We start from the raw sequence: 21,215 nt of genomic DNA, 5'->3' as shown, positions 1-21,215 counted from the left end.
AGTTTATGAAAATTTTTGATAAAAATAAATTAGAAAAAATTAAAGATAGACAATTAAGATATAAAATAGTTTATTCTGTTTTATTTGTTTTGATGTCATTACTTGTTATAAAATTATTTCATTTAACAATTATAACTGGAGATGATTACAGAAATAAGGCTGATAACAACAGACTTAAAGATGTTAAAATAACAGCTCCAAGGGGAAATATTTATGATAAAAATGGAAATTTGTTAGCAGGGGTTAAGACAAGTCCTGCCGTTCAGATTTTAAAAGATGAATTTAATAGATTAACTAAAGAAGAAAAGATTAAAAAGGTTGATGAATTAATAACTATACTTAATAAAGACGGCGCAAGTTGGGATACCGATGATTATTTTATAGGGGTTAATTACTTTGTATATTCTTCAAAAGTTGATTATTTTACTGAATTAAAAACTCCAAAAGAAAAAGTTTTAGATATAATTATGGAAAATAAATTAGTTGAAGATATTTTGAAATTGAAAATAGAAAAAAATTCCTCTTCAAATTTTTCATACTATATAATAAAAAATGTTATAAGAGATTTGCAACTTAAAGGAATATATATACCTAGTGATTTTTTCGATGTTGATAGTGGAGAAATTGATTTTACTAAAGGAAAAGAATATGATGAATATGCAAAAGATAAAGACCTTTCAAAAGGGATATATTCACATATTGCAGATTTAATAAAAGATGATAAGTCAATTATAAGAAAGATTTTAGAACAACCTCTTTCAAGAAAATTGATTTTTGATGAATTGAAAAGTAAAAATCTTTTAGGAAATATTGAATTAAGTCCTTTAGAAGACTTGAATAATTATAACTTTTTATTGATAAAAGCTGAATTAAATAAACAAAATTCTAAGGTTACATTGGAAACAAGTGCTAAAGATGATTTTTATAATATGGTTAGAAAATTTACTTTGGATAAGTTGTTGTCTTATGTAAAAGTTGATAAAGACGGGAAAAAAATAATTCCTGCCGAAATTTTGCTTAAAAAATTAGAAGAAAAAAAACTTAATGCAAATGTTGAATACACTTTAGTTAAAGATGAAAATGATAAAGAAAAAGTTCAATTTTCTTACAAAAATGAGGGAAATGAAGATGTTGAACCTTTAACATATCTTATTTCCATTGCAGAAGAAAATAATCTACTTTATGATTTTGTTCTATCCGATGATATAAAATTTGTTGCTCAGGAAGTAAATACAGAAAATAATATTATTTTAAAAATTTCTATTACTAAAAAAGATTTTGATTATGTATATAATATTAACAAAAAAGATATAAAAAACAGATACCAAATAAAAGATGATTATACTGCTGAAAGTTTATTTACACTTTTAAAGAAACTTTATTCAATAGAAGAATTGAATGATTATAGTGCATATAGTTATTTGGTATTGAGTAGAAAGGTTGAGTTGCAAGGAGATAAGGCATATATTCCAATTACTCTTACTTATGGAATATCTGAGCCTTGTATATCTAACATAAAAGAAAAATTTGCAAATAATAACGGTATTACTGTTTCAATGGAACCGATAAGATATTATCCTAATGGAGAGTTAGCGTCTCATATATTGGGATATATTGGAAAAATTTCTCAACAAGATGAAATTGAAAAGTATAATAAAGAAAAAGGATATTCTTCTGATAGCTTTATAGGTAAGACAGGAGTAGAGGAAAGTCAAGAAGTTTCTTTAAAAGGAAAAGATGGCTTTAAAAAGGTTATGGTTGATAACAGAGGAAATAGAACAGAAACTATTTCTGAAACTTCAGCAGTTCCAGGAAAAAATGTATATTTATCTTTAGATTTAAATTTACAAAAAACTGCAGAAGAATCTTTAAAGCGTACTTTGGAATCAATTAGAGGTGCTAGTGAATATAAAAGCAAGTGGGGAAGTTATACTCCTCATCAAAGCTATCCTAATGCAACAAGTGGTGCAGTAGTTGTACTTGATGTTAAGACTGGAAAAGTTTTAGCTCTTGCAAGTTATCCTGCTTATGACCCAAATCTTTTTGTAACAGGGATTTCTAATAGTGATTGGATAAGTTTATTTCCTGAAGACCCTAGAGATTTTTTAGCGCCAAGACCATTGTATAATATTGCAACACAAAGTGTTTCACAACCAGGTTCTACTTTTAAATTAGCCACTTCATTGTCAGCGCTTGAAAAGGGATTGGACCCAAGTGAAAATATTAATTGTCAAGGTGTAATGGACGTTGGTGATACAAAGTTTGGTTGTTGGATATGGAATCAATATAAACAAGTTCATGGAAATGAAAATCTTAGAACAGCTTTAAGAGATAGTTGTAACTATTATTTTTATGCCTTAGCTTTAGGAAAAGACCCTAAGTCAAATAAGAAGACGGGTGTTAAAGTTGAGATTGAAGATTTGGTTAAAACTGTTAGTGAATTAGGACTTGGAGAAAGAACTGGAATTGAAATAAACATTCCAAGAGAAAGTAAGGGTGTTATTCCTGATTCAAATACAAAAAAATCTTTAACAAAAATTATGCTTAAACAAAGATTGGAAAAAGAAATTGAAAAATATATTTTAGCTGGAAAAAATAAAGATGATTATGATTTTGCTAAAATAATTGATACAATTGTAAATTGGACTGAAGAAGAAAAAGTTCCATCAAGAACAGAGGTTATTAACAGATTAAAAGAAATGCAATTAAATGCTGAAGAACCTGTTGCAAATTCAAAAGTATCTTTAGCAGATATGATAAAGTTTGACTATTTAAATCAAGCATCTTGGTCTAATGCAGACTCACTAAATACTGTAATCGGACAAGGACAAAATGCATATACTCCTATACAAATGGCAAGATATATGGCGATGATTGCAAATGGTGGACAAAAGTTAAAAACTTCTGTAATTGAAAAAATTGTTAGCTATGATAACAAAATAACTTCATTTCAAAATAACCCTGAAACTGAAAAATCAAGTTTTAATCCTAGAAATTTAAAATATATTTTAGAAGGAATGAATATGGCATCAAAGACTTCTGAAAATGGTAAAATCTTCAAAAATTTACCAATAGAAATTGGTACAAAGACAGGAACTGCACAAAAGAGCGGAGTCAATCCAGTTACCGGTCAAGCTTATGATAACTATGCTTGGAATGTTTCATTTGCACCTTATAATAATCCCGAAATTGCAATAGCAACAGTAATTTTCCAAGGAGGTGCGGGTGCGTTTTGTGGACCTATTGTTAGAGATATAGTTGGTCAATATATTGATAATAAAACAGAATCCGGAGAAAATATACAGTCTGACAAAAAAAATGACGATAATTCAGGAAATGGTGGAAATTTAGTTGGAGATTAGCAAAAAGTATTGAAAATTTAATTATTTTGATATATAATGTAATAGATTAAATAATTTAGGAGGTTTCGTATGAAATTCAAAAAGACTTTCGCAGCGCTTTTAGTTGGTGCTATGATTTTGACAGGTTGTTCTTCTAAACCTGAAGGAAAAAAAGAAACAAAAACAGAAGAAAAGAAAGAAAATACTGGAAAGAAAATTAAGTATGCTATGGTAACTGATACTGGTGGTGTTAATGACCAATCTTTCAACCAATCTGCTTATGAAGGCTTAAAAGATTTAGAAAAAGAAGGATTAGCTACTATTAGCTATGTTGAAAGTAAACAAGCATCTGATTACAAAGGAAACTTAGAAACTTTACTTGACTCTAAAAATGATTTAATTGCAGGTATCGGTTTTGCATTAGCAAAAGATATGGAAGCTGCAGCAAAAGCTAACCCAGACCAAAAATATGTAATTATTGACTCAGCTTTTGAAAACACTCCAAAGAATCTTATCGGAACAATTTTCGCAGATAATGAAAACTCATTCTTAGTTGGATATATCGCTGGAACATTAACTACTTCAAACAAAGTTGGATTTGTTGGTGGAGTTACTTCTCCATTAATCAAAAAATTTGAAGCTGGTTTTAGAGCAGGTGTTGAACTTGCAGCAAAAGATAACAAAAAAACAGTAGAAGTTGTTGCTCAATATGCTGAAAGTTTCGGAGATGCTACAAAAGGTAAAGCAATTGCTAACAGTATGTACACATCTGGAGTTGATATGATTTTCCACGCAGCTGGTGGTACTGGTAATGGTGTTATTGAATCAGCAAAAGAAAATCAAAAATTCGTATTTGGTGTAGATAGAGACCAATCTTACTTAGCTCCTGAATATGTTATAGCTTCTACAATCAAAAAAGTAAATGAAGCCATTAAGAGTGTTGGTAAAGAATTAGCTGAAGGAAAATTCAGAGGTGGAGAAACTATCGAATTTTCATTAAAGACTAATGGTGTTGACGTTGCTTACGGAAAAGAAGACCAATTAAAAATCAAGATTCCTAATGAATTAAAACAAAAAATTGAAGAATTAAAGAAGAGTATTGCTGAAGGTAAAGTTACAGTACCAACAGAAGTAAAATAAATGATTTTATTAGAAGGAAGCGAAAGCTTCCTTTTTTAATTAATTTTATTTGAAATGATATTTACCTTTTTGTGTTAATATTATATAATATTATTAAATATTATTAAATATATTTAAGGAGAGTATTAGATGAAAAACGAATTAGTTCTTGTAGTTGATTTTGGTGGACAATATAATCAGTTAATAGCTAGAAGAGTAAGAGATTTAAATGTATATTGTGAAGTTATACCTTATAACAAGGCTGTTAACGAAGTAAAAAATAAAAAACCTATCGGAATAATTTTTACAGGCGGCCCAAATAGTGTTTATGAGGAAAATGCACCAAAAATTGAAAAAGAAATTTTTGAACTTAATATACCTATTTTAGGATTATGTTATGGGATGCAATTAATATCTCAAACTTTTGGTGGAGTTGTAGAAAAAGCAGATAAAAAAGAATTTGGAAAAACTTTATGTATAAAAGATAAAAATTCAAAATTAGTTTCAAGTATGAAAAATGAAACAATAGTTTGGATGAGTCATCAAGATCAAGTTGTAAAACTACCAGAAGGATTTGATTGTATTCAACATACATCTACTTGTCCTTATGCCGGAATAGAAAATGAAGAAAAGAAAATTTATGCAGTTCAATATCATCCAGAAGTAAATCATTCAGAAGAAGGAAAAGAACTAATAAAATCTTTCTTATATGATATATGTAATGCAAGTGGCGATTGGACAATGCAAAACTTTATGAATGAACAAATATTAAAAATAAGACAAACAGTTGGAGATAAAAAAGTATTGTTAGCTCTTTCAGGTGGAGTAGATTCTTCAGTTTGTGCCAGCTTATTGTCAAAAGCTATTGGAAATCAACTGACTTGTGTTTTCGTAGATACAGGACTTATGAGAAAAAATGAAGGTGATGAAGTAGAAGAAGCCTTCAAAAATGAAGAACTAAATTTTGTTAGAGTAAATGCTAAAGATAGATTTTTAGGTAAATTAAAAGGCGTTACTGACCCTGAACAAAAAAGAAAAATAATCGGAGAAGAATTTATTAGAGTATTCGAAGATGAAGCAAAGAAAATTGGAGCAGTTGACTACTTAGGACAAGGAACAATTTACCCTGACGTAATAGAATCAGGACTTGGCGATGCAAAAGTTATAAAATCACATCATAATGTAGGAGGACTTCCTGACGTAGTAGATTTTAAAGACTTAATCGAACCATTAAGAGATTTATTCAAAGATGAAGTAAGAAGATTAGGACTTGAACTTAAAATGCCTGAATATTTAGTTTATAGACAACCATTCCCTGGTCCAGGACTTGGAATAAGAGTAATGGGCGAAGTAACAGAAGAAAAATTAGAAATCTTAAGAGAGGCAGATGCAATCTTCAGAGAAGAAATTGCAAAAGCCGGAGAAGACAAAAATATAAGCCAATATTTCGCTGTTATAACAAATAACAGAACAGTTGGAGTAATGGGAGACTTTAGAACTTACGATTATACACTAGCCCTAAGAGGAGTTACAACAACCGACTTTATGACAGCCGATTGGGCAAGAATCCCATACGAAGTACTAGACAGAGTTTCAGTAAGAATAGTAAACGAAGTAGGACACATCAACAGAATCGTATATGACATAACAAGCAAACCACCAGCAACGATCGAATGGGAATAATCGCAAAAATTTATAAAACCTTGTAAAATCAATGGTTACAGAAAATGAAAAACTGTAACTGGGATTAAAATGGGAACATTTGTAAAAAAGAATAAACTGAATAATAGTTCCAAGTGGTTTACATTTGGGCAAAAAAAGGCCGTAGTTAAAAGCTGCGGTCTTTTTTCGTTCAATTTATTATTCTTTTTCTCTAGAGAGAGTCAAATTAACTTATTTTCATTTAATTAAAATTTTTAAAGCTAAATGTATATTGCAATAGGTATTACCATTATAACAGGTGCACTTATTACAGTTTTAATTCCGCCTTCACCAACGAATTGAGCTAAAGATGGATCAGAAAAAAACTCTTGAAATTCTTTCATTTTATCTAATTGGAGCTTAGAAAAAACTGTATTTCTAAGTAGGCTTATCTCCCCATCATCCATACAAACTTTAATAACCTTTCCTAATATTTTATAGTTTCCATCGGTAACTTCACTCATATTATTATTTAAAAAGTAATTTTCATTTGTTGGAAGGATGATATTAATTTTATCTGCTTCACAAATTATATCTTTTTTTCCATCTGCTTGAAGCCCTTTAATTAAACCATCTATTTGGGAGTTTAGCCTTTTATCTGTCAACACATTTTCTTTTCTGTTTTTATTATTTTTAGGATTGTTATCAGTAAATAAGTTTGCTAAAGTTATAATTTCTTTGAATCCAGATAACATATCAATAACTGGATTGTTTTTCAGAGTTCCTTGAACTTCAACAAAATCTCCAATATTTAAGTTATTAATGTCACGATTAATAAACTTTGCATTCTCCAATTGTTCTTTTAGTTGCTGGAACAAAGAAACTGGAGTGTGGGTTCTTTCTTCAATAATAGTTTCACCATCATTTGACGTACCTTTATGATTTCCACGAACTCCTATATTCAAAAACGCAAATAGATTGTTAGTGCCTATATTTGATTCTATATCATTTACTTGATTTTTATTTTTTGAAGTTTGAACATTTTTAACATCTGCAAAGCCATCCTCAATTGTAGCTAACATATCAAAAACTATTTTAGTATTAAGATAGATTGGTATTGTAAGCTTATTCTTTTCTATTTTATTCACTACTTTAAATCACCTTTCCTATAAATTGTATGGTTTTCATGTTATTTATCTTATATTCTAGATTTATTATTTTTATTTTAAAAATCTTGATTTTTTAGGGTAAGATAGCTTCCAATCTTCAAATTCTTCGTCTGTTATCTCATCGTTGTAATGCTTTTTTCTCATCTCATTCCATTCTATAAGAAAATTATTGAAGTCTACATCATTTGATAAAAGTCCAGTAATTTCTCCATCATCTGCCAACGGTCTAAACTTCATGTCTTTTTCATAATCAAAAATAATATGCATTATTTCAAAAATAGAATTAGGTTCATGATTAATTAATGCTGATATATCACAATCAAGTGCTTCAGATATTTTTTGTAATTGTTCTTTACTTGGAGATCTATTTCCAAGTTCATAATTTCTTATAGCAGCATCTGTCAAACCAGACTTAATGGCAAGTTCTTTTTGAGTTAAGTTTCTCATAAGTCTTAACTTTTTTAATTTTTCTCCAGAAATCAAACTTACTCCTCCTTATTTCACAATAACTATAAATATTTTATCACAAAATGAACAAAAGCTCAACAAAACTATTCTGTTACAAATATCTGCAAGCATCAGAATATTTTAGAAAAGAATAAATAGAAAAAACTTGGCAGAACAAATATGAACTGTTATTATATATACATACAGTCGATAATGAACGGAAAATGTAAGATATAAAAATTAATGCTCGCCCTTTTGTGGATGTAGAACCTTACAAACTGTAAAAGGAGGACATTATGAAAGGTATTTTTATGAATGCAAAAGATGTACAAGAATTTCTTGATGTAAGCAGGACAACAGCATATCAGATAATAAACGATATGAATCAAGATCTACTTAAATTAGGTTATCGTGTACAAAGAGGAAAGGTAAATAGAGAATACTTTATGGAAAAGTATTGCTATAAACCAACAAATACAAAGGAGGTTTAAAGTGCCGGCATACAGAGATGAAAGTGGAAATAAAACTTGGTATTGCAGGTTTTATTATACCAACTGGAAAGGAGAAAAATTAACTAAGAAAAAACGTGGATTTTCAACAAAAAAAGAAGCTTTAAAATGGGAACAAGAATTTTTAAATCAACATTCTGAATCAATTGAGATGAGCTTTAGGGAGTTTTTTGAACTTTACAAGAGGGATAGAAAACCAAGAATAAGAGAAAATACTTGGAGGACAAAAGAAGCAATTGTAAATCAAAAAATACTTCCCTATATTGGTGATCTAATGCTTAATGAGATTAATAATGTAACCATCATTCAATGGTAAAATGAGCTTATGAAGATTAAGGATAAGAATGGAAAAAACTATTCTCCTACTTATTTGAGAACTATTCATGCCCAGTTATCTAGTATCTTAAATCATGCTTGTAGGTACTACAATTTAAAAACTAATGTTGCTCGTGATGTTGGTTCTATGGGAGAAAAAGAAGCTGATGAAATGCTATTTTGGACTCAAGATGAATATGAGAGATTTATAGAAGCTATTAAAGATAAACCTGAATCATTCTATGCTTTTGAACTTTTATATTGGTGTGGTCTTAGAATGGGAGAATTATTAGCCTTAACAAAAGAGAAATTTGATTTTGAAAGGCATACATTAAAAATTGATGAATCTTTACAAAGGATTGATGGGAAAAATGTAATAACAGCCCCTAAGACTAAAAAAAGCATTAGGACAATAGTTATGCCTGAATTTTTAACGGATGAGATTAAAGAGTATATAGACAGCTTTTATAAGTTAAAACCAAAAGACTTAATATTTAATTTTTCTAAGAGCTACCTCCACCATGAAATGGATAGGGGATCTAAGAAATCTCAAGTAAAAAGAATTAGAATACATGATTTAAGGCATTCTCACGTTTCTCTCTTGATTGAACTTGGATTTTCTGCAACTGCAATAGCTGATAGGGTTGGACATGAATCGATTGACATCACATATAGATATGCTCATCTCTTTCCTAGCAAGCAAAAAGAAATGGCTCTGTCTTTAACACAAGTGAGAAATAATAAGGCAAATGATTGGAAAGATTTATTAGAAGAGGACGATTAAGATGTTTAGAAGACATTCATTAGATGAAATTTCACAAAAAACTAGAAATACAGAGAAAAATAGAAAAAGAAATCGCATTTTAAATTTTAGAGTATCTGAAGAAGAATATGACTTAATAAACAAAAAGATTGAAATAAGCGGACTTAAAAAACAAGATTATTTTCTACAAATGTTATTAAATCACGAAGTTAAGTTAGTAAGTGATTACAGACTTTCTGATAATATAGCCAAGGAAATATTTCAACTAGCAAAAGTTATTAAAAAGTTCGGAAAAATCAATGACAATGAAGCTGATATTTTAATCTATATTTTAGAAATATATGAAGAAATCAAAAAAGAAAAAAGCCCCTACTACAAAGAGTAAAGGCATACACTCCTGTGAGAAGTGTTCTCTAGACAAGTTCATTTTACCACAGGAGTCTTATTTATACCAGACAGGAGGATAAAATGGAAAACAAATATAAAACAAAAAAGAGATTAAATGGTTATAAAAAGAAAAGGAGTGAGACTTATGACAGATATTAAATTAAAATTCCCAGAAATAGATCAGACTTACGCCTTTTTAGACTTACAAACTACGGATAAGGGGACGGTTAGACAAATTACTGGAAATATTGTAACAGCTATTTTAAATCCAAAATATTGTCAAAATCAAAAAATCATTGATGGACAAATATTCTTTGATAAATTTACTAATGAAATAAAATTCCAGGGGAAAATTATCGGAGAAAGAAATATAAAGGAAAATCAAATACGACTTTGGGATGATTCTTTAAATAATAGATTAGGCTTAGAGATAGAAAAACACTTTGGAATTAATTATAATGCCAATAAAATGTGGGAAGCTATTCGTTTTGTAGCTCACCAATATGAAGTGAGTCCGCCAAAGCAATATCTTCAAAATTTAAAATGGAATGGAGATAAAAATGCCATTAGAAAACTATTACCAAAGTATTTGGGAGCAGATGATACAGAGCTTAACAATTGGATAATGGAACATATGATATTGGGCATGATAAAAAGAATTTTTAATCCAGGAGCTAAGTTTGATGAGATGATTGTTTTAGTTGGTGGACAAGGCATAGGCAAATCGACTTTTGCAAGATACTTGTCCATAACAGATGATTGGTTTTGCACAATTGAAAACATTCAAGGCAAGGATGCCGTCATGAACCTTATGGGTAAAACTGTCGTTGAAATCGAAGAATTCGTTGCTTTAAGAAATGCAAAATCGGCTAATGAAGCTAAATCTTTTTTATCAAAATTAAGCGATAGGATAAGAATACCCTACGAAAAATATGCAACAGACGTGCCAAGAACTTGCATCTTTATAGGGACATTAAACGAAAGAACTTTTCTTAATGATCATACTGGAGAAAGAAGATATTTACCTGTTGAATGTAATTCGAATAAAAGAGTAAGGACTATTTTTCCAGATAAAAACAATAAAGAAAAACTTTCAGACAAAGGATATATATCTAGTATAAGAGAAGATTTTAATCAGGCTTTAGCCTTGGGATATGAAATCTTTAAAAACAAGACTCACGCATGGACTATACCAAAAAATCTTTTAAAAGACTTGTATAAGGAACAAGAAAAATTCAAATATCTAAACCCAGATGTGGAAGACATAAGGTATTTCTTAGAAGAATATAAGCCAAAAAGTGCAGATCCTAGTATAACTTGTTTCAAAGAACTAACCATGCAAGGCTACCAAATAAAATCAAAATCTTTTTCAGAGATTATGGATAATTATTTTCAAGAATGGATTCCAGTTAGGTCATCAAAGACCAAGAGAATATCTCCAAGTGGGGTTTCAATTCCAGTAAAACTATATTATGAAAAGAAAACAGAAAACGAAATTGACTTTATAGAAGTTGATAAGAATTTGTTGCCAGAAGAATGGAAAATAGAAAATCAATTAGAAATAGATACAGCAAATCAAGTAAAGATACAAATGTAACTTTGTAACCTGTAACCAATCGTTATAAATCTTCTTAAATTAGGATTACATAATTTAATGGCTTGATAATATGGGATTGACATAGACTCTTAAAACAAGCTCGCCTAATTTTGGAAGTTTTTATTTTGTAAGTTACAGTTACACTTATTAATTCCTATTTAAAAAATATTAAAAAATAAATTTTAGACTTGTTAATAATAGCAAGCACAGTAAGTGAGTACCCACTTACGAAAAAATCAAAAAATCAATAGCTTATAAGGCTATATAATTTTATGATTTTTACCTTGTTAGGGAGAACCCTAAGACCCCAAAAGATATGAGTAAAGGAGAAAAATATGGATAATAGAACAAGAAAAAATCAACTAAAAATATATTTAACAGATGAAGAAAAAGAAATTTTTGAAAAGAAAATGAAACTGGCAAATTGCAAAACAATGTCCCATTTTCTTAGAAAATGTGTATTAGAAAAAGAAATTTATATTGTAGACCTAGAACCATTTAGAGATCTCCAATGGCTACTTTCAAATGCGACAAATAATATAAATCAGATCGCAAAAGCTACTAATACAACTGGTGTTATTTACAAAAATGAAATTGAATCTATGAATAAACAAATAGAAAAATTATCAAAAGAAATATGGCAGATTCATTCACTGTTATTAAGAAAAACGAAATAGAATTTATCCAAAACAAATCTTAGACCTGTAAGAAGTTTTCAAAATATGATATAATATATACAAATGAACTGCCGATTTTTAAAATGACAAGGGAGAGAAATTTATGCAAAACTTTGGGAAAATTATTTTTAAAATAGACCAGGTTTTAGAAGAAAAAAATATAAGCAAAAATAAATTAGAAAAAGAAGCAAATCTTCAAAGGACGCAACTTAATTCTTATTGTAATAACAAAGTTAAAAGAATTGATTTGGAAACTATAGCAAAGATTTGTTGTGTTCTTGAGTGTAAGGTTGAAGATATTATGGATTATGTGAGGTAGCTATGAAATTTTTAGATGAATTAAAAAAGTTTTGAGTTCAGATGAGCGATTTATTGGTGAAAATAACCAGATAATAAAAATAAAAGTATCAGATGCTGCAAGAGCTAACGATGAGAAATTATTAAAGGACTTGATAAATAATGATTTGTTAAAAGAATCTTTTTTTACTAAGGTTGATGACATATATGTTTTTGATAAAAATAAATTTGTATGGGTCCTAGAATCAAAAGAATTTCTTCCGGATTCTTTTACTATGTATAAAAATAAGATAGGACTTGTAGGTTCTAACAATAATTTAATTAGTCAAAAACAAGAAGTTTCTTTGGTGTGGCCTTACAAAGACTGTGTCCTTGAAGGTGGACAAACCAAAGAAGATCAAAAAAGAGAAGAGATTTTTTATAATGAAATTCTTGCTCCAGATGAAATAAATAGATTATTAGCACCTAAGGTATTAGGAAATGCAAAAAGATATGGTGTCAATGGTGTTGAAGAAGATGTTGAGTTTGATAAAAATGATAACTTAATAATTAAGGGGAATAATTTACTTGGTCTTACTTCATTATTGGAAAAATATGAAAACCAAATTCAATTAATTTATATAGATCCGCCTTTTAACACAGGAAAAGACTCTTTTGAGTATAACGACAGATTTAACCATTCAACTTGGCTAACATTTATGAAAAATCGTTTAGTTATAGCTAAACGATTACTAAAACAAGATGGCTCCATTCTTGTACATCTTGACTTTAATGAATCACATTATGCAAAAGTACTTTTAGATGAAGTTTTTGGAAATGAGTGTTTCAAGAATAATATAGTATGGTGCTATACAGGGCCTTCAGGAAGTACAAGGTTTCTACCTAGAAAGCATGATGACATTCTTTTTTATGGAAATAGCGAGAATATAAAATTCAATCAGCCTTATGTTAAACATAAAAGTGGAGTACATAACACTGGACAAGTATTTGGAAAAACAGATTCTTCGGATGATTTTAAAGAAAAGGCGGAGGAGCAAGGGAAAAAATTAGAAGATTGGTGGGATGATATTTACTCTACTGATAGATATCGATCTGAATTACTTGATTTTAGTGGGCAAAAGCCCGAGAAATTACTTCAAAGAATTATAGAAATGACGACAGATGAAGGTGATATAGTATTAGATTATCATCTTGGCTCCGGAACTACTGCAGCTGTTGCTCACAAACTTGGAAGAAGGTATATAGGCATTGAACAAATGGAGGGACAAATAGATATTGAGTTAGATAGATTGCAGAAAGTTATAGATGGATATGAATTCGGGATCTCAAAGGATGTTAATTGGCAAGGAGGAGGTTCTTTTGTCTACTGTGAACTTTTAGAAGACAATGGAAATCTTGTTAATGAATTAGAAAATGCTAAGAACTCAGATTCCGTTAAAAAAATTTTAAATAAGGCCATTGATAATGGAAAATTAATTCCTTCTGTCCTTCATAGTGATTTAAAAGAAAATGAAGATGATTTTGATAAGCTTAGTCTTGATGAGCAAAAGAATCTTGTGATCGAGCTTTTAAATAAAAACCAACTTTATGTAAATTTATCAGATATAGATGATGAAGATTATAAGGTGAGTGAGGCTGACAAGGAATTTACTAGAAGCTTCTATGGCAAGGAGTGATATTATGGCTGACCAATATTTATATCAAGAATTAGATGTTATTAAAAAAATAGGAGCTCTTAAAGAATTACCTTCCTATATAGAGTCGAACCTAAATCCAAATATAATATTGCGTGATTACCAAGATGAGGCTTTCAGGTATTTTATAACCTATGTTGAAAGTGATTTGATTAAAAATAAACAAATCCATAATTTGTTTCATATGGCAACTGGTTCTGGTAAGACTGTTATCATGGCAGGACTTATTCTATATTTATATACCAAGGGATATAGGAAATTCTTGTTTTTTGTAAATCAGAATAATATTATCGAAAAGACTAAAGAAAATTTCCTCAATCAATCTTCTATTAAGTATCTTTTTGCAGACAATATCGAATTGATGGGAGATCAAGTTCAAGTAAAAGAAGTAAACAATTTTGCCTTTTACGATAAAAATTCTATAAACATTTGTTTTACTTCCACACAAAAACTTCACATGGACATGAATTTTCCAAAGGAGAATTCGCCTACTATTGAAGATTTTGAGGATGATAAGATTGTTTTAATATCAGATGAATCCCACCATATAAATACTATTACTAAGGGACTTACAAAGATTGAGAAAATAAACTTAGAAGAAAATGCCAAAAGCTGGGAATATACAATTGAAAAAATATTTAGAGCAAATAGAGATAATGCTTTGTTAGAATTTACGGCAACTGCTGACATGAAAGATCCTAATGTTGAGAAAAAATATTTGGATAAAATCGTATATGATTATACCTTATCTAAATTTAGAGAAAGTGGATACACCAAAGATTTTAATAATATGCAAGGTGATTATGACAGGTGGACAAGAACCTTGCTTGCGCTTGTTATAAGTGAATATAGGAGACATTTGTTTGGGGACAATGGTCAAAATATAAAGCCAGTTGTTTTATTGAAGTCAAAAACTATTAAAGAGTCAAAAGAATTTTATGATGAATTTTATCAAAAATTAAATAATCTTAAGGCTGATGAAATTTTAAAGTATAAGGATTCTGATAATGAGTATTTGACAAATGCAATAGAATATTTTCTTAAAAAAGACCAAAGTTTGAATGCTCTAGTAACTGATATAAAATTAGGATTTTCTGTTGCGAATTCTATACTTTTAGATTCGAAAACAATATCTGAGGATAAACAAATTTATGTAAACTCTCTTGAAGCAAAGGATAATCCATATAGAATAATTTTTACAGTTGATATGTTAAATGAGGGCTGGGATGTATTAAATCTTTTTGATATTGTAAGATTGTATGAAACACGAGATGGAAAAAATGGGAAGCCAGGAAAAACAACTATTAGCGAAGCTCAACTAATTGGTCGTGGAGCCAGGTATTGTCCATTTGAAATTGAAGATGATCAGACAAGAAATAAGCGTAAATATGATTATGATTTAAGTAATCAAAATAGGATATTAGAAACACTCTTATATCACTCAATGCAGGATTCACGATATATTGGTGAGTTGAGGTATGCTCTAAAACAGACAGGTTTATTAGCAGATGCTCCTATGGAAATAAATTATATATTGAAAGATGAATTTAAAAAAACAGATTTTTTCAGAGAAGCCTATGTATTTTCAAATAAAAAAGTTGAAAAGTCAAGAAAGTCAGTTACAGGAATAGATAAAAAAATACGAAATGGCTTTTACCAACATAAAGTATCCACAGGCAGTTCTTTTATATATGGTTTGTTTGATGAGGGAAAAGTAAAGGTTAATGGGATGACCAATACTTTTCAATGTGAATTTAAAAATATACCTTTAAATATTGCTGAAGGTGCAATGTCAAATTTTGAGATTTTAAAATTTAATACACTAAAATCATATTTTCCTAATTTAAAATCAAAGAAAGAGTTTTTACAATCTGAAAATTACTTAGGAAATATAATGTTGCAAATAGAAAGTCCATATGAAAAATTGCAAGCTAAAGATCTTTATGATGGAACAATGAAAGTACTTAAAGAAATATCATTATATCTACAAAAAATAGAGACTGAGTATGAAGGCACTAAGGAATTCTACGCTAAGAGGATTTATGAGGTTATAAAAGATAAAAAAATATATATATCTAATCCTCATGGTGAAGGAGTAGGAGTATCTCAATCCATGATTGCAAATGAAGATGTTTTGGATTTATCATACGAGCCATGGTATGTCTATAATGATAATTATGGAACAGGTGAAGAAAAAGCATTTGTGAAATACTTTAAAGGGATAGTTAAGGATTTAAGAAGTAAATATGATGAAATTTATTTGGTAAGAAATGAGAGAATTCCGTCCTTGGCTATTTATGAATTTGATACAGGAGAAAGATTTGAGCCTGACTTCTTGTTATTCCTACAAAAAAAAGGCACAGATGGATATCTGCAAGAGCAAATCTATATTGAGCCTAAGGGAAGCCATTTACTAGAAAAAGACAAGTGGAAAGAAGATTTTCTGTTGAAAATTGAGGAGCAAGGAATACCAAATAAAACGTATGTGGACGATAATAAATATAGGATAGTAGGACTTCCATTCTTTAATAAGGAATATAAGATGGGAGAGTTTGAAAATGCAGTGTTCGAAAAAATAATTGATTTTTAGGGAGTATAAATTGACAATAACTATTGAAAAAATTAGATTGATAAATTTCAAACGATTTAAGGATTATACAATATGTCCAAACGAAAGATTAAATATATTAGTAGGCGATAATGAAGTCGGAAAAAGTTCCGTGTTAGAAGCTATTGAATTAGTATCATCTGGGAATGTAAGAAGAGTTGAAAATATAGGATTAGATAAACTAATGAATGTTGAATCGATATTGTGCTTCAATAAAAATAGAAAATATGAAAATTTGCCTGAAATGATAATAGAATTATTTTTAAAAGGAAAATTTGATCACACTATGAATGGAAGAAACAATTCATTAGGTGTTATTTCAGACGGTATAAGATTAGTATGTTCTCCGAATGACGATTATAGAAATGAAATAAACGAATTTTTAAAAGAAGAAACTTTGGTATTTCCTTTTGAATACTATAAGATAAGATTTTCTACTTTTTCAGATGAAACTTATAGTGGCTACAAGAAGAAACTTAAAACTGTTTTAATTAATAGCAGTAATGTGGATTCTGAATATGCAACAAATAATTTCATAGAAAAAATGTATCAACGTTATACCGAAGAAAACGAGTTAGAGAGAATAGAACACAGAAGTAAGTTTAGACAAATGAAGTTTAAATTTTGTGAAGAGAATCTTAAACTATTAAATTCAAGAGTTCCTTCCGACAAAAAATATAAATTTGCATTGCAAAACAATTATTCTAAAATATTTAGTAACGAGTTAATGATTTATGAAGACTCAATTGCTTTAAATAATAGAGGAACAGGAGAACAGGTATTAATTAAAACTGATTTCGCTTTAGAGAAAGCGGGTGAAAATATTGATGTTATCTTGTTTGAAGAACCAGAAAATCATTTGAGTCATACAAATTTAAAGAAACTAATATCAAATATAGAGAATAAGCAGACTGGACAAATTTTCGTTACTACACATAGTAGTTTGATAAGTACAGGATTAGATTTATTTAATTTGATTATTTTATAACACAAAAAAAATGATGTTCCACTTTATCTGAAAACTCTAAATAAAGATACTTCAAATTATTTTTTAAAAGCGCCACCAGCAGGTATCTTAGAATTTATATTATCTTCAAAAGTAATTCTAGTGGAAGGCCCGTCAGAGTATATACTTTTTGATAGATTCTATAAAGATATTACAGGCAGACATCTAAACGAAGATAGAATTTATGTTTTAGCTATTAGAGGCTTGAGCTTTAAGAGGTATTTGGATATAGCGAAAATAACAGGATCCAGGGTTGCCGTTATCACTGATAACGACTCAGATTACGAACAAAAGTGTATTAAAAAATATGAGAATTACAATTACGATAATATAGAAATATTTTTTGAAAATGATAATGATAAGCCAACGTTTGAATATTATATATATGATAAAAATAGATCTCTTTGTGAAACTAAATTTGGTGTAAATGCATTAGATCATATGCTGAAAAACAAAACGAATTCTGCTCTTATGTTAGCTGAAAGTGAAAACATAACAACACCAAAGTATATAGAAAGGGCGATTAATTGGATAAGAAAGTAATTTTTGCAGTGGCGGGTTCAGGAAAAACTAGCCATATAGTTGAAAATTTATCGTTAAATAAAAGAAGCTTAATTATAACATATACAACAGCTAATTATGACAACATAAAAGCAAAAATATTAAAGAAGTTCAATAATGAATTTCCAAGTAGTATAACTCTTATGACATATTTTCAGTTTTTATATTCATTTTGTTACAAACCTTTTTTATCCGATAGAATAAAAGCAAAAGGTATCATTTTTGAAAGCAATAAATATAAGTACTCAAAAAAAGAAAACCAGACCTATTATATGACGGATTCAGGATATTTTTATAGTAATAGACTTGCTTTTAGTTTTGAATTTTTTGGGATTCTTGATGATATAAAACAAAGAATAGAAAAATACTTTGATGAATTAGTTATTGATGAAATTCAAGATATATCAGGTAGAGATTTTAATTTTCTATTAAATATAATGAATTCTAGGATCAACATGCTTTTTGTTGGAGATTTTTTTCAGCATACTTTTGACACTAGCAGAGATGGTTCTGTTAATAAAAATTTATTTAATAATTATGAAAGTTACAAAAATAAATTTCTAATTAATGGCTTTACTGTTGATGAAACTACTCTAGATAAAAGTTGGAGATGCAATAATCTTACTTGCGATTTTATTAGAAAGAACTTAAATATAAATATCTTTTCCCATAGTAATTCAAGTGACAATATTAAAATTTCATATATAGATGAAAATAAAGAAATCAAAGAAATTTTAAATAATGACAAAATTATAAAGTTACATTATGAAAATTCTAAAAAGCACGGATATAGTCATAAAAACTGGGGAGAAACCAAAGGGGAAGATCAATACAATGATATTTGTATAATTTTGAATAAAACTACGGAAGAACTATTTTTAAATAATTCACTTAATAAATTAGCTCCATCAACAAAAAATAAATTATATGTAGCCCTCACCAGGGCTAGAAGGAATATATTTTTTATAAGCTATAAAAAATTACAAGATATTTAAAAAAACTGGAACTGGACGGGACTAAAAATTTGAAAACGTCCTATAATTAGGTGGATTTAGTGATATTAGAAAAAATAGAATATAGTATTTTGAATGTTTTTGAATACAGCTAACATTATAAAAAGAAAAGTGGGAGTAGGACTAGTAAATAGAAGAAACTTAGTAAAAAATTATCACCAGTATTTTTATAAAATTGATGGAAATGAAGAGAATAGGAGGATAAAGTTTGAATGTGTATGAACCTTGTGAATGTATGATTTGTAAAAATAATAAAAATTTTGATATGCCTGAAGAGATTATTGAGTCTGTTTTGAAAAATAATTTAGTTCTTTTTTGTGGTGCAGGTATAAGCACAGAGTCAAAATCCGTTTTTCCTGAATCATTTTACACCAATGTTTTACGTGAGATAGAAGATAAGACAAATAAGAAAGTTGATTTAGACACCAGTTTTTCTAGGCTAATGAGTTTATATATTGATACATTTCCCAATGGTCGTAGGAAATTGCTAAATAAAATCAAAGAAAAATTTGATTTTATAGATTCTTTTCCTCAATTATTAAATGCAGCTACTAGTTTTCATAGAGAAGTTGCTGCAAATCCTTTCATTCAAACGATAATTACAACAAATTGGGATACATATTTTGAAGATTATTGTGATTGTACGCCCGTAATTAATGATACTGATGCTACTTTATGGAATGTGTTTAAAAAAAGAGTGTTTAAAATACACGGATCAATTCATAATGTTGGATCAATAGTAGCTACTGAAAAGGATTATCTAGAATCATATAATAGACTTTCTAAGGATTTAATAGGAGATAGACTAAAAACTATTCTGGCGAGTAATACTGTTGTCTTTATTGGTTTTTCCTTTGGAGATGAGGATCTTAATAGGTTGTTAGATATATTGTCTGAAAAAATGGGGGATTTTAGCAATCAATTTTATTTAGTCACAATTGATGAAAAATGGAAAGAAAACGCAGACTCAAGATTAATCCCCATTATTACAGATGGAACTTATTTTATTCACCAATTAAACAATATATTAATAGCAGAAGGAAGGCTTGTTTCAAGTGATATTTATGATTATGCAGAAGAACTTTTGTATTTTATCAAAGAAGAGCATATGAAGCTTTTTGAATCAAATACATATAGAGATGAGATTAAAGCTTTTCCTGAATTACTATTATCAATAGCTTATCAAGATGCATTTATTCATGCTTTAGAAAGATGTGTTGCACATAGAAGCAATGGAGAATATTTGATTCCTGGTTACTTTGAGCCTAGGATTCAATCATACAAGAGTTATTATGATAAGCGTATATTAGAAGAAAATTATGCTCAAGCGTTCTATGATTTGGGATATTGTGATGGCTTAATCTCGCTATTATTATATGCAAATGATCCTGAAGAAGCAGGGATACCTGGATTATTTATATATGAAGAAAACTACTTTGAAACAAAAGATGATTTGTTTAAATATATATCAGAGAATAGAAATAAAAAACAATTTGAATATTGTTCAGACAAAGTGCAAAACATGAATGATGTAGTTCCTCATTTTATGCCTTGGTTTATTTAGCTGAAGATTATTTCAATCATTCTATTCACACCTAAAGGGTGTTGTCGGTATATTAGTGGGGTAAGAATTTTCTTCCGGTACTGGGACTGGGACGGGACTAAAAATTTGAAAATGTTCTATAATTAGGTGGATTTACTGATATAAGAAAAAATAGAATCTAGTATTTTGAATGATCTGGGATATATCGGACGTTTGGAAAAGAAGAATGGGAGTAATCGCAAAATTTTCTAAAATGGCTTAATTACAAACTATATAGAGAATGAAAAATGGCTACTGGTACTTAAATGGTACTGGAATCTAAAAAGAAAAAAGAAGAAAAATAATAATTAGTAATTTTCTTCAAAAACTCTTTAGAAAATAGTTTTTATAAAGAGTTTCGAGAAATCAAAAAGGAGTCAGAAAATTAATTCTGACTCCTTTTAAGTGCATATTTTTACAATAAAATATAGCAAACACGTAAAAAAAAACAATAAACATAGAGTAATAATAACAAGTATAAAGCAGTAA

The 21,215-nt window shown here is 28.8% G+C and carries 16 protein-coding genes and 1 pseudogene; 15 read left to right on the top strand and 2 right to left on the bottom strand.

Going from position 1 to position 21,215, the window contains the following annotated elements:
• Positions 1-5 precede the first annotated feature (5 nt).
• The 3 genes from ACKTSI_RS04165 (at position 6) to guaA (ending at position 6,143) form a co-directional block, all read left to right on the top strand.
• Positions 6-3,362 carry a penicillin-binding transpeptidase domain-containing protein gene (locus tag ACKTSI_RS04165; RefSeq protein WP_407862565.1) on the top strand — a complete coding sequence of 1,119 codons (3,357 nt, stop codon included), beginning with the start codon at positions 6-8 and terminating at the stop codon, positions 3,360-3,362.
• Positions 3,363-3,431: 69 nt separating this feature from the next.
• Positions 3,432-4,481 (top strand): BMP family ABC transporter substrate-binding protein, encoded by a 1,050-nt coding sequence (locus ACKTSI_RS04160; RefSeq protein ID WP_068472206.1) that lies wholly within the window; start codon positions 3,432-3,434, stop codon positions 4,479-4,481.
• A 129-nt stretch (positions 4,482-4,610) separates the two neighbouring features.
• Positions 4,611-6,143, top strand: a complete 1,533-nt coding sequence (gene guaA, locus ACKTSI_RS04155; protein WP_407862564.1) for a glutamine-hydrolyzing GMP synthase — start codon at positions 4,611-4,613, stop codon at positions 6,141-6,143.
• A 239-nt stretch (positions 6,144-6,382) separates the two neighbouring features.
• On the opposite strand, the gene ACKTSI_RS04150 is transcribed toward guaA, so the two are convergent.
• Together ACKTSI_RS04150 and ACKTSI_RS04145 are read right to left on the bottom strand one after the other, a co-directional pair.
• Positions 6,383-7,249: a hypothetical protein gene (locus tag ACKTSI_RS04150; protein ID WP_070640731.1), complete on the bottom strand. Its 867-nt coding sequence runs from the start codon at positions 7,247-7,249 to the stop codon at positions 6,383-6,385.
• A gap of 72 nt (positions 7,250-7,321) precedes the next feature.
• Positions 7,322-7,753, bottom strand: a complete 432-nt coding sequence (locus ACKTSI_RS04145) for a helix-turn-helix domain-containing protein (protein WP_019118467.1) — start codon at positions 7,751-7,753, stop codon at positions 7,322-7,324.
• Positions 7,754-8,013: 260 nt separating this feature from the next.
• Here ACKTSI_RS04145 and ACKTSI_RS04140 point away from each other — a divergent pair, with 260 nt between their 5' ends.
• The 12 genes and pseudogenes from ACKTSI_RS04140 to ACKTSI_RS04085 all read left to right on the top strand — a co-directional run bounded on the left by ACKTSI_RS04140 (position 8,014) and on the right by ACKTSI_RS04085 (position 20,708).
• Positions 8,014-8,208 carry a hypothetical protein gene (locus ACKTSI_RS04140; RefSeq protein WP_004835545.1) on the top strand — a complete coding sequence of 65 codons (195 nt, stop codon included), beginning with the start codon at positions 8,014-8,016 and terminating at the stop codon, positions 8,206-8,208.
• A 1-nt stretch (position 8,209) separates the two neighbouring features.
• A pseudogene (locus ACKTSI_RS04135) lies at positions 8,210-9,325 on the top strand (site-specific integrase).
• Position 9,326: 1 nt separating this feature from the next.
• Entirely contained in the window at positions 9,327-9,689 is a 363-nt protein-coding gene (locus tag ACKTSI_RS04130; RefSeq protein ID WP_288980402.1) for a plasmid mobilization protein, read from the top strand.
• A gap of 117 nt (positions 9,690-9,806) precedes the next feature.
• On the top strand, positions 9,807-11,288 hold the full coding sequence (locus tag ACKTSI_RS04125; RefSeq protein WP_407862563.1) for a VapE domain-containing protein: 1,482 nt from the start codon (positions 9,807-9,809) through the stop codon (positions 11,286-11,288).
• Between the two features lie 335 nt (positions 11,289-11,623).
• On the top strand, positions 11,624-11,965 hold the full coding sequence (locus ACKTSI_RS04120; protein WP_407862562.1) for a plasmid mobilization protein: 342 nt from the start codon (positions 11,624-11,626) through the stop codon (positions 11,963-11,965).
• A gap of 103 nt (positions 11,966-12,068) precedes the next feature.
• Positions 12,069-12,284, top strand: a complete 216-nt coding sequence (locus tag ACKTSI_RS04115) for a helix-turn-helix transcriptional regulator (protein WP_049689898.1) — start codon at positions 12,069-12,071, stop codon at positions 12,282-12,284.
• 31 nt (positions 12,285-12,315) lie between these two features.
• On the top strand, positions 12,316-13,938 hold the full coding sequence (locus ACKTSI_RS04110; RefSeq protein ID WP_407862561.1) for a DNA methyltransferase: 1,623 nt from the start codon (positions 12,316-12,318) through the stop codon (positions 13,936-13,938).
• A 4-nt stretch (positions 13,939-13,942) separates the two neighbouring features.
• Positions 13,943-16,546: a DEAD/DEAH box helicase family protein gene (locus ACKTSI_RS04105; protein WP_407862560.1), complete on the top strand. Its 2,604-nt coding sequence runs from the start codon at positions 13,943-13,945 to the stop codon at positions 16,544-16,546.
• A gap of 10 nt (positions 16,547-16,556) precedes the next feature.
• Entirely contained in the window at positions 16,557-17,552 is a 996-nt protein-coding gene (locus ACKTSI_RS04100; protein WP_407862559.1) for an ATP-dependent nuclease, read from the top strand.
• A gap of 27 nt (positions 17,553-17,579) precedes the next feature.
• Positions 17,580-18,113: an ATP-dependent endonuclease gene (locus ACKTSI_RS04095; protein ID WP_407863124.1), complete on the top strand. Its 534-nt coding sequence runs from the start codon at positions 17,580-17,582 to the stop codon at positions 18,111-18,113.
• Entirely contained in the window at positions 18,098-19,126 is a 1,029-nt protein-coding gene (locus ACKTSI_RS04090) for an AAA family ATPase (RefSeq protein WP_002840587.1), read from the top strand. Before ACKTSI_RS04095 ends, ACKTSI_RS04090 begins: the two co-directional genes overlap by 16 nt.
• A 232-nt stretch (positions 19,127-19,358) precedes the next feature.
• Entirely contained in the window at positions 19,359-20,708 is a 1,350-nt protein-coding gene (locus ACKTSI_RS04085; RefSeq protein WP_242618470.1) for an SIR2 family protein, read from the top strand.
• The last annotated feature ends 507 nt before the right edge of the window (positions 20,709-21,215 follow it).

The organism is Parvimonas parva, from assembly GCF_045866535.1.
GTDB lineage: Bacteria > Bacillota > Clostridia > Tissierellales > Peptoniphilaceae > Parvimonas > Parvimonas parva.
Note: the sequence above shows the minus strand (reverse complement) of the source record. Positions and strands in the feature narration are given on the sequence as shown.

Bases quoted from the DNA above. Each gene is read 5' to 3' on its own strand.
- ACKTSI_RS04165 (WP_407862565.1), top strand. From the start codon at position 6: ATGAAAATTTTTGATAAAAATAAATTAGAAAAAATTAAAGATAGACAA.
- ACKTSI_RS04160 (WP_068472206.1), top strand. From the start codon at position 3,432: ATGAAATTCAAAAAGACTTTCGCAGCGCTTTTAGTTGGTGCTATGATT.
- guaA (WP_407862564.1), top strand. From the start codon at position 4,611: ATGAAAAACGAATTAGTTCTTGTAGTTGATTTTGGTGGACAATATAAT.
- ACKTSI_RS04140 (WP_004835545.1), top strand. From the start codon at position 8,014: ATGAAAGGTATTTTTATGAATGCAAAAGATGTACAAGAATTTCTTGAT.
- ACKTSI_RS04130 (WP_288980402.1), top strand. From the start codon at position 9,327: ATGTTTAGAAGACATTCATTAGATGAAATTTCACAAAAAACTAGAAAT.
- ACKTSI_RS04125 (WP_407862563.1), top strand. From the start codon at position 9,807: ATGGTTATAAAAAGAAAAGGAGTGAGACTTATGACAGATATTAAATTA.
- ACKTSI_RS04120 (WP_407862562.1), top strand. From the start codon at position 11,624: ATGGATAATAGAACAAGAAAAAATCAACTAAAAATATATTTAACAGAT.
- ACKTSI_RS04115 (WP_049689898.1), top strand. From the start codon at position 12,069: ATGCAAAACTTTGGGAAAATTATTTTTAAAATAGACCAGGTTTTAGAA.
- ACKTSI_RS04105 (WP_407862560.1), top strand. From the start codon at position 13,943: ATGGCTGACCAATATTTATATCAAGAATTAGATGTTATTAAAAAAATA.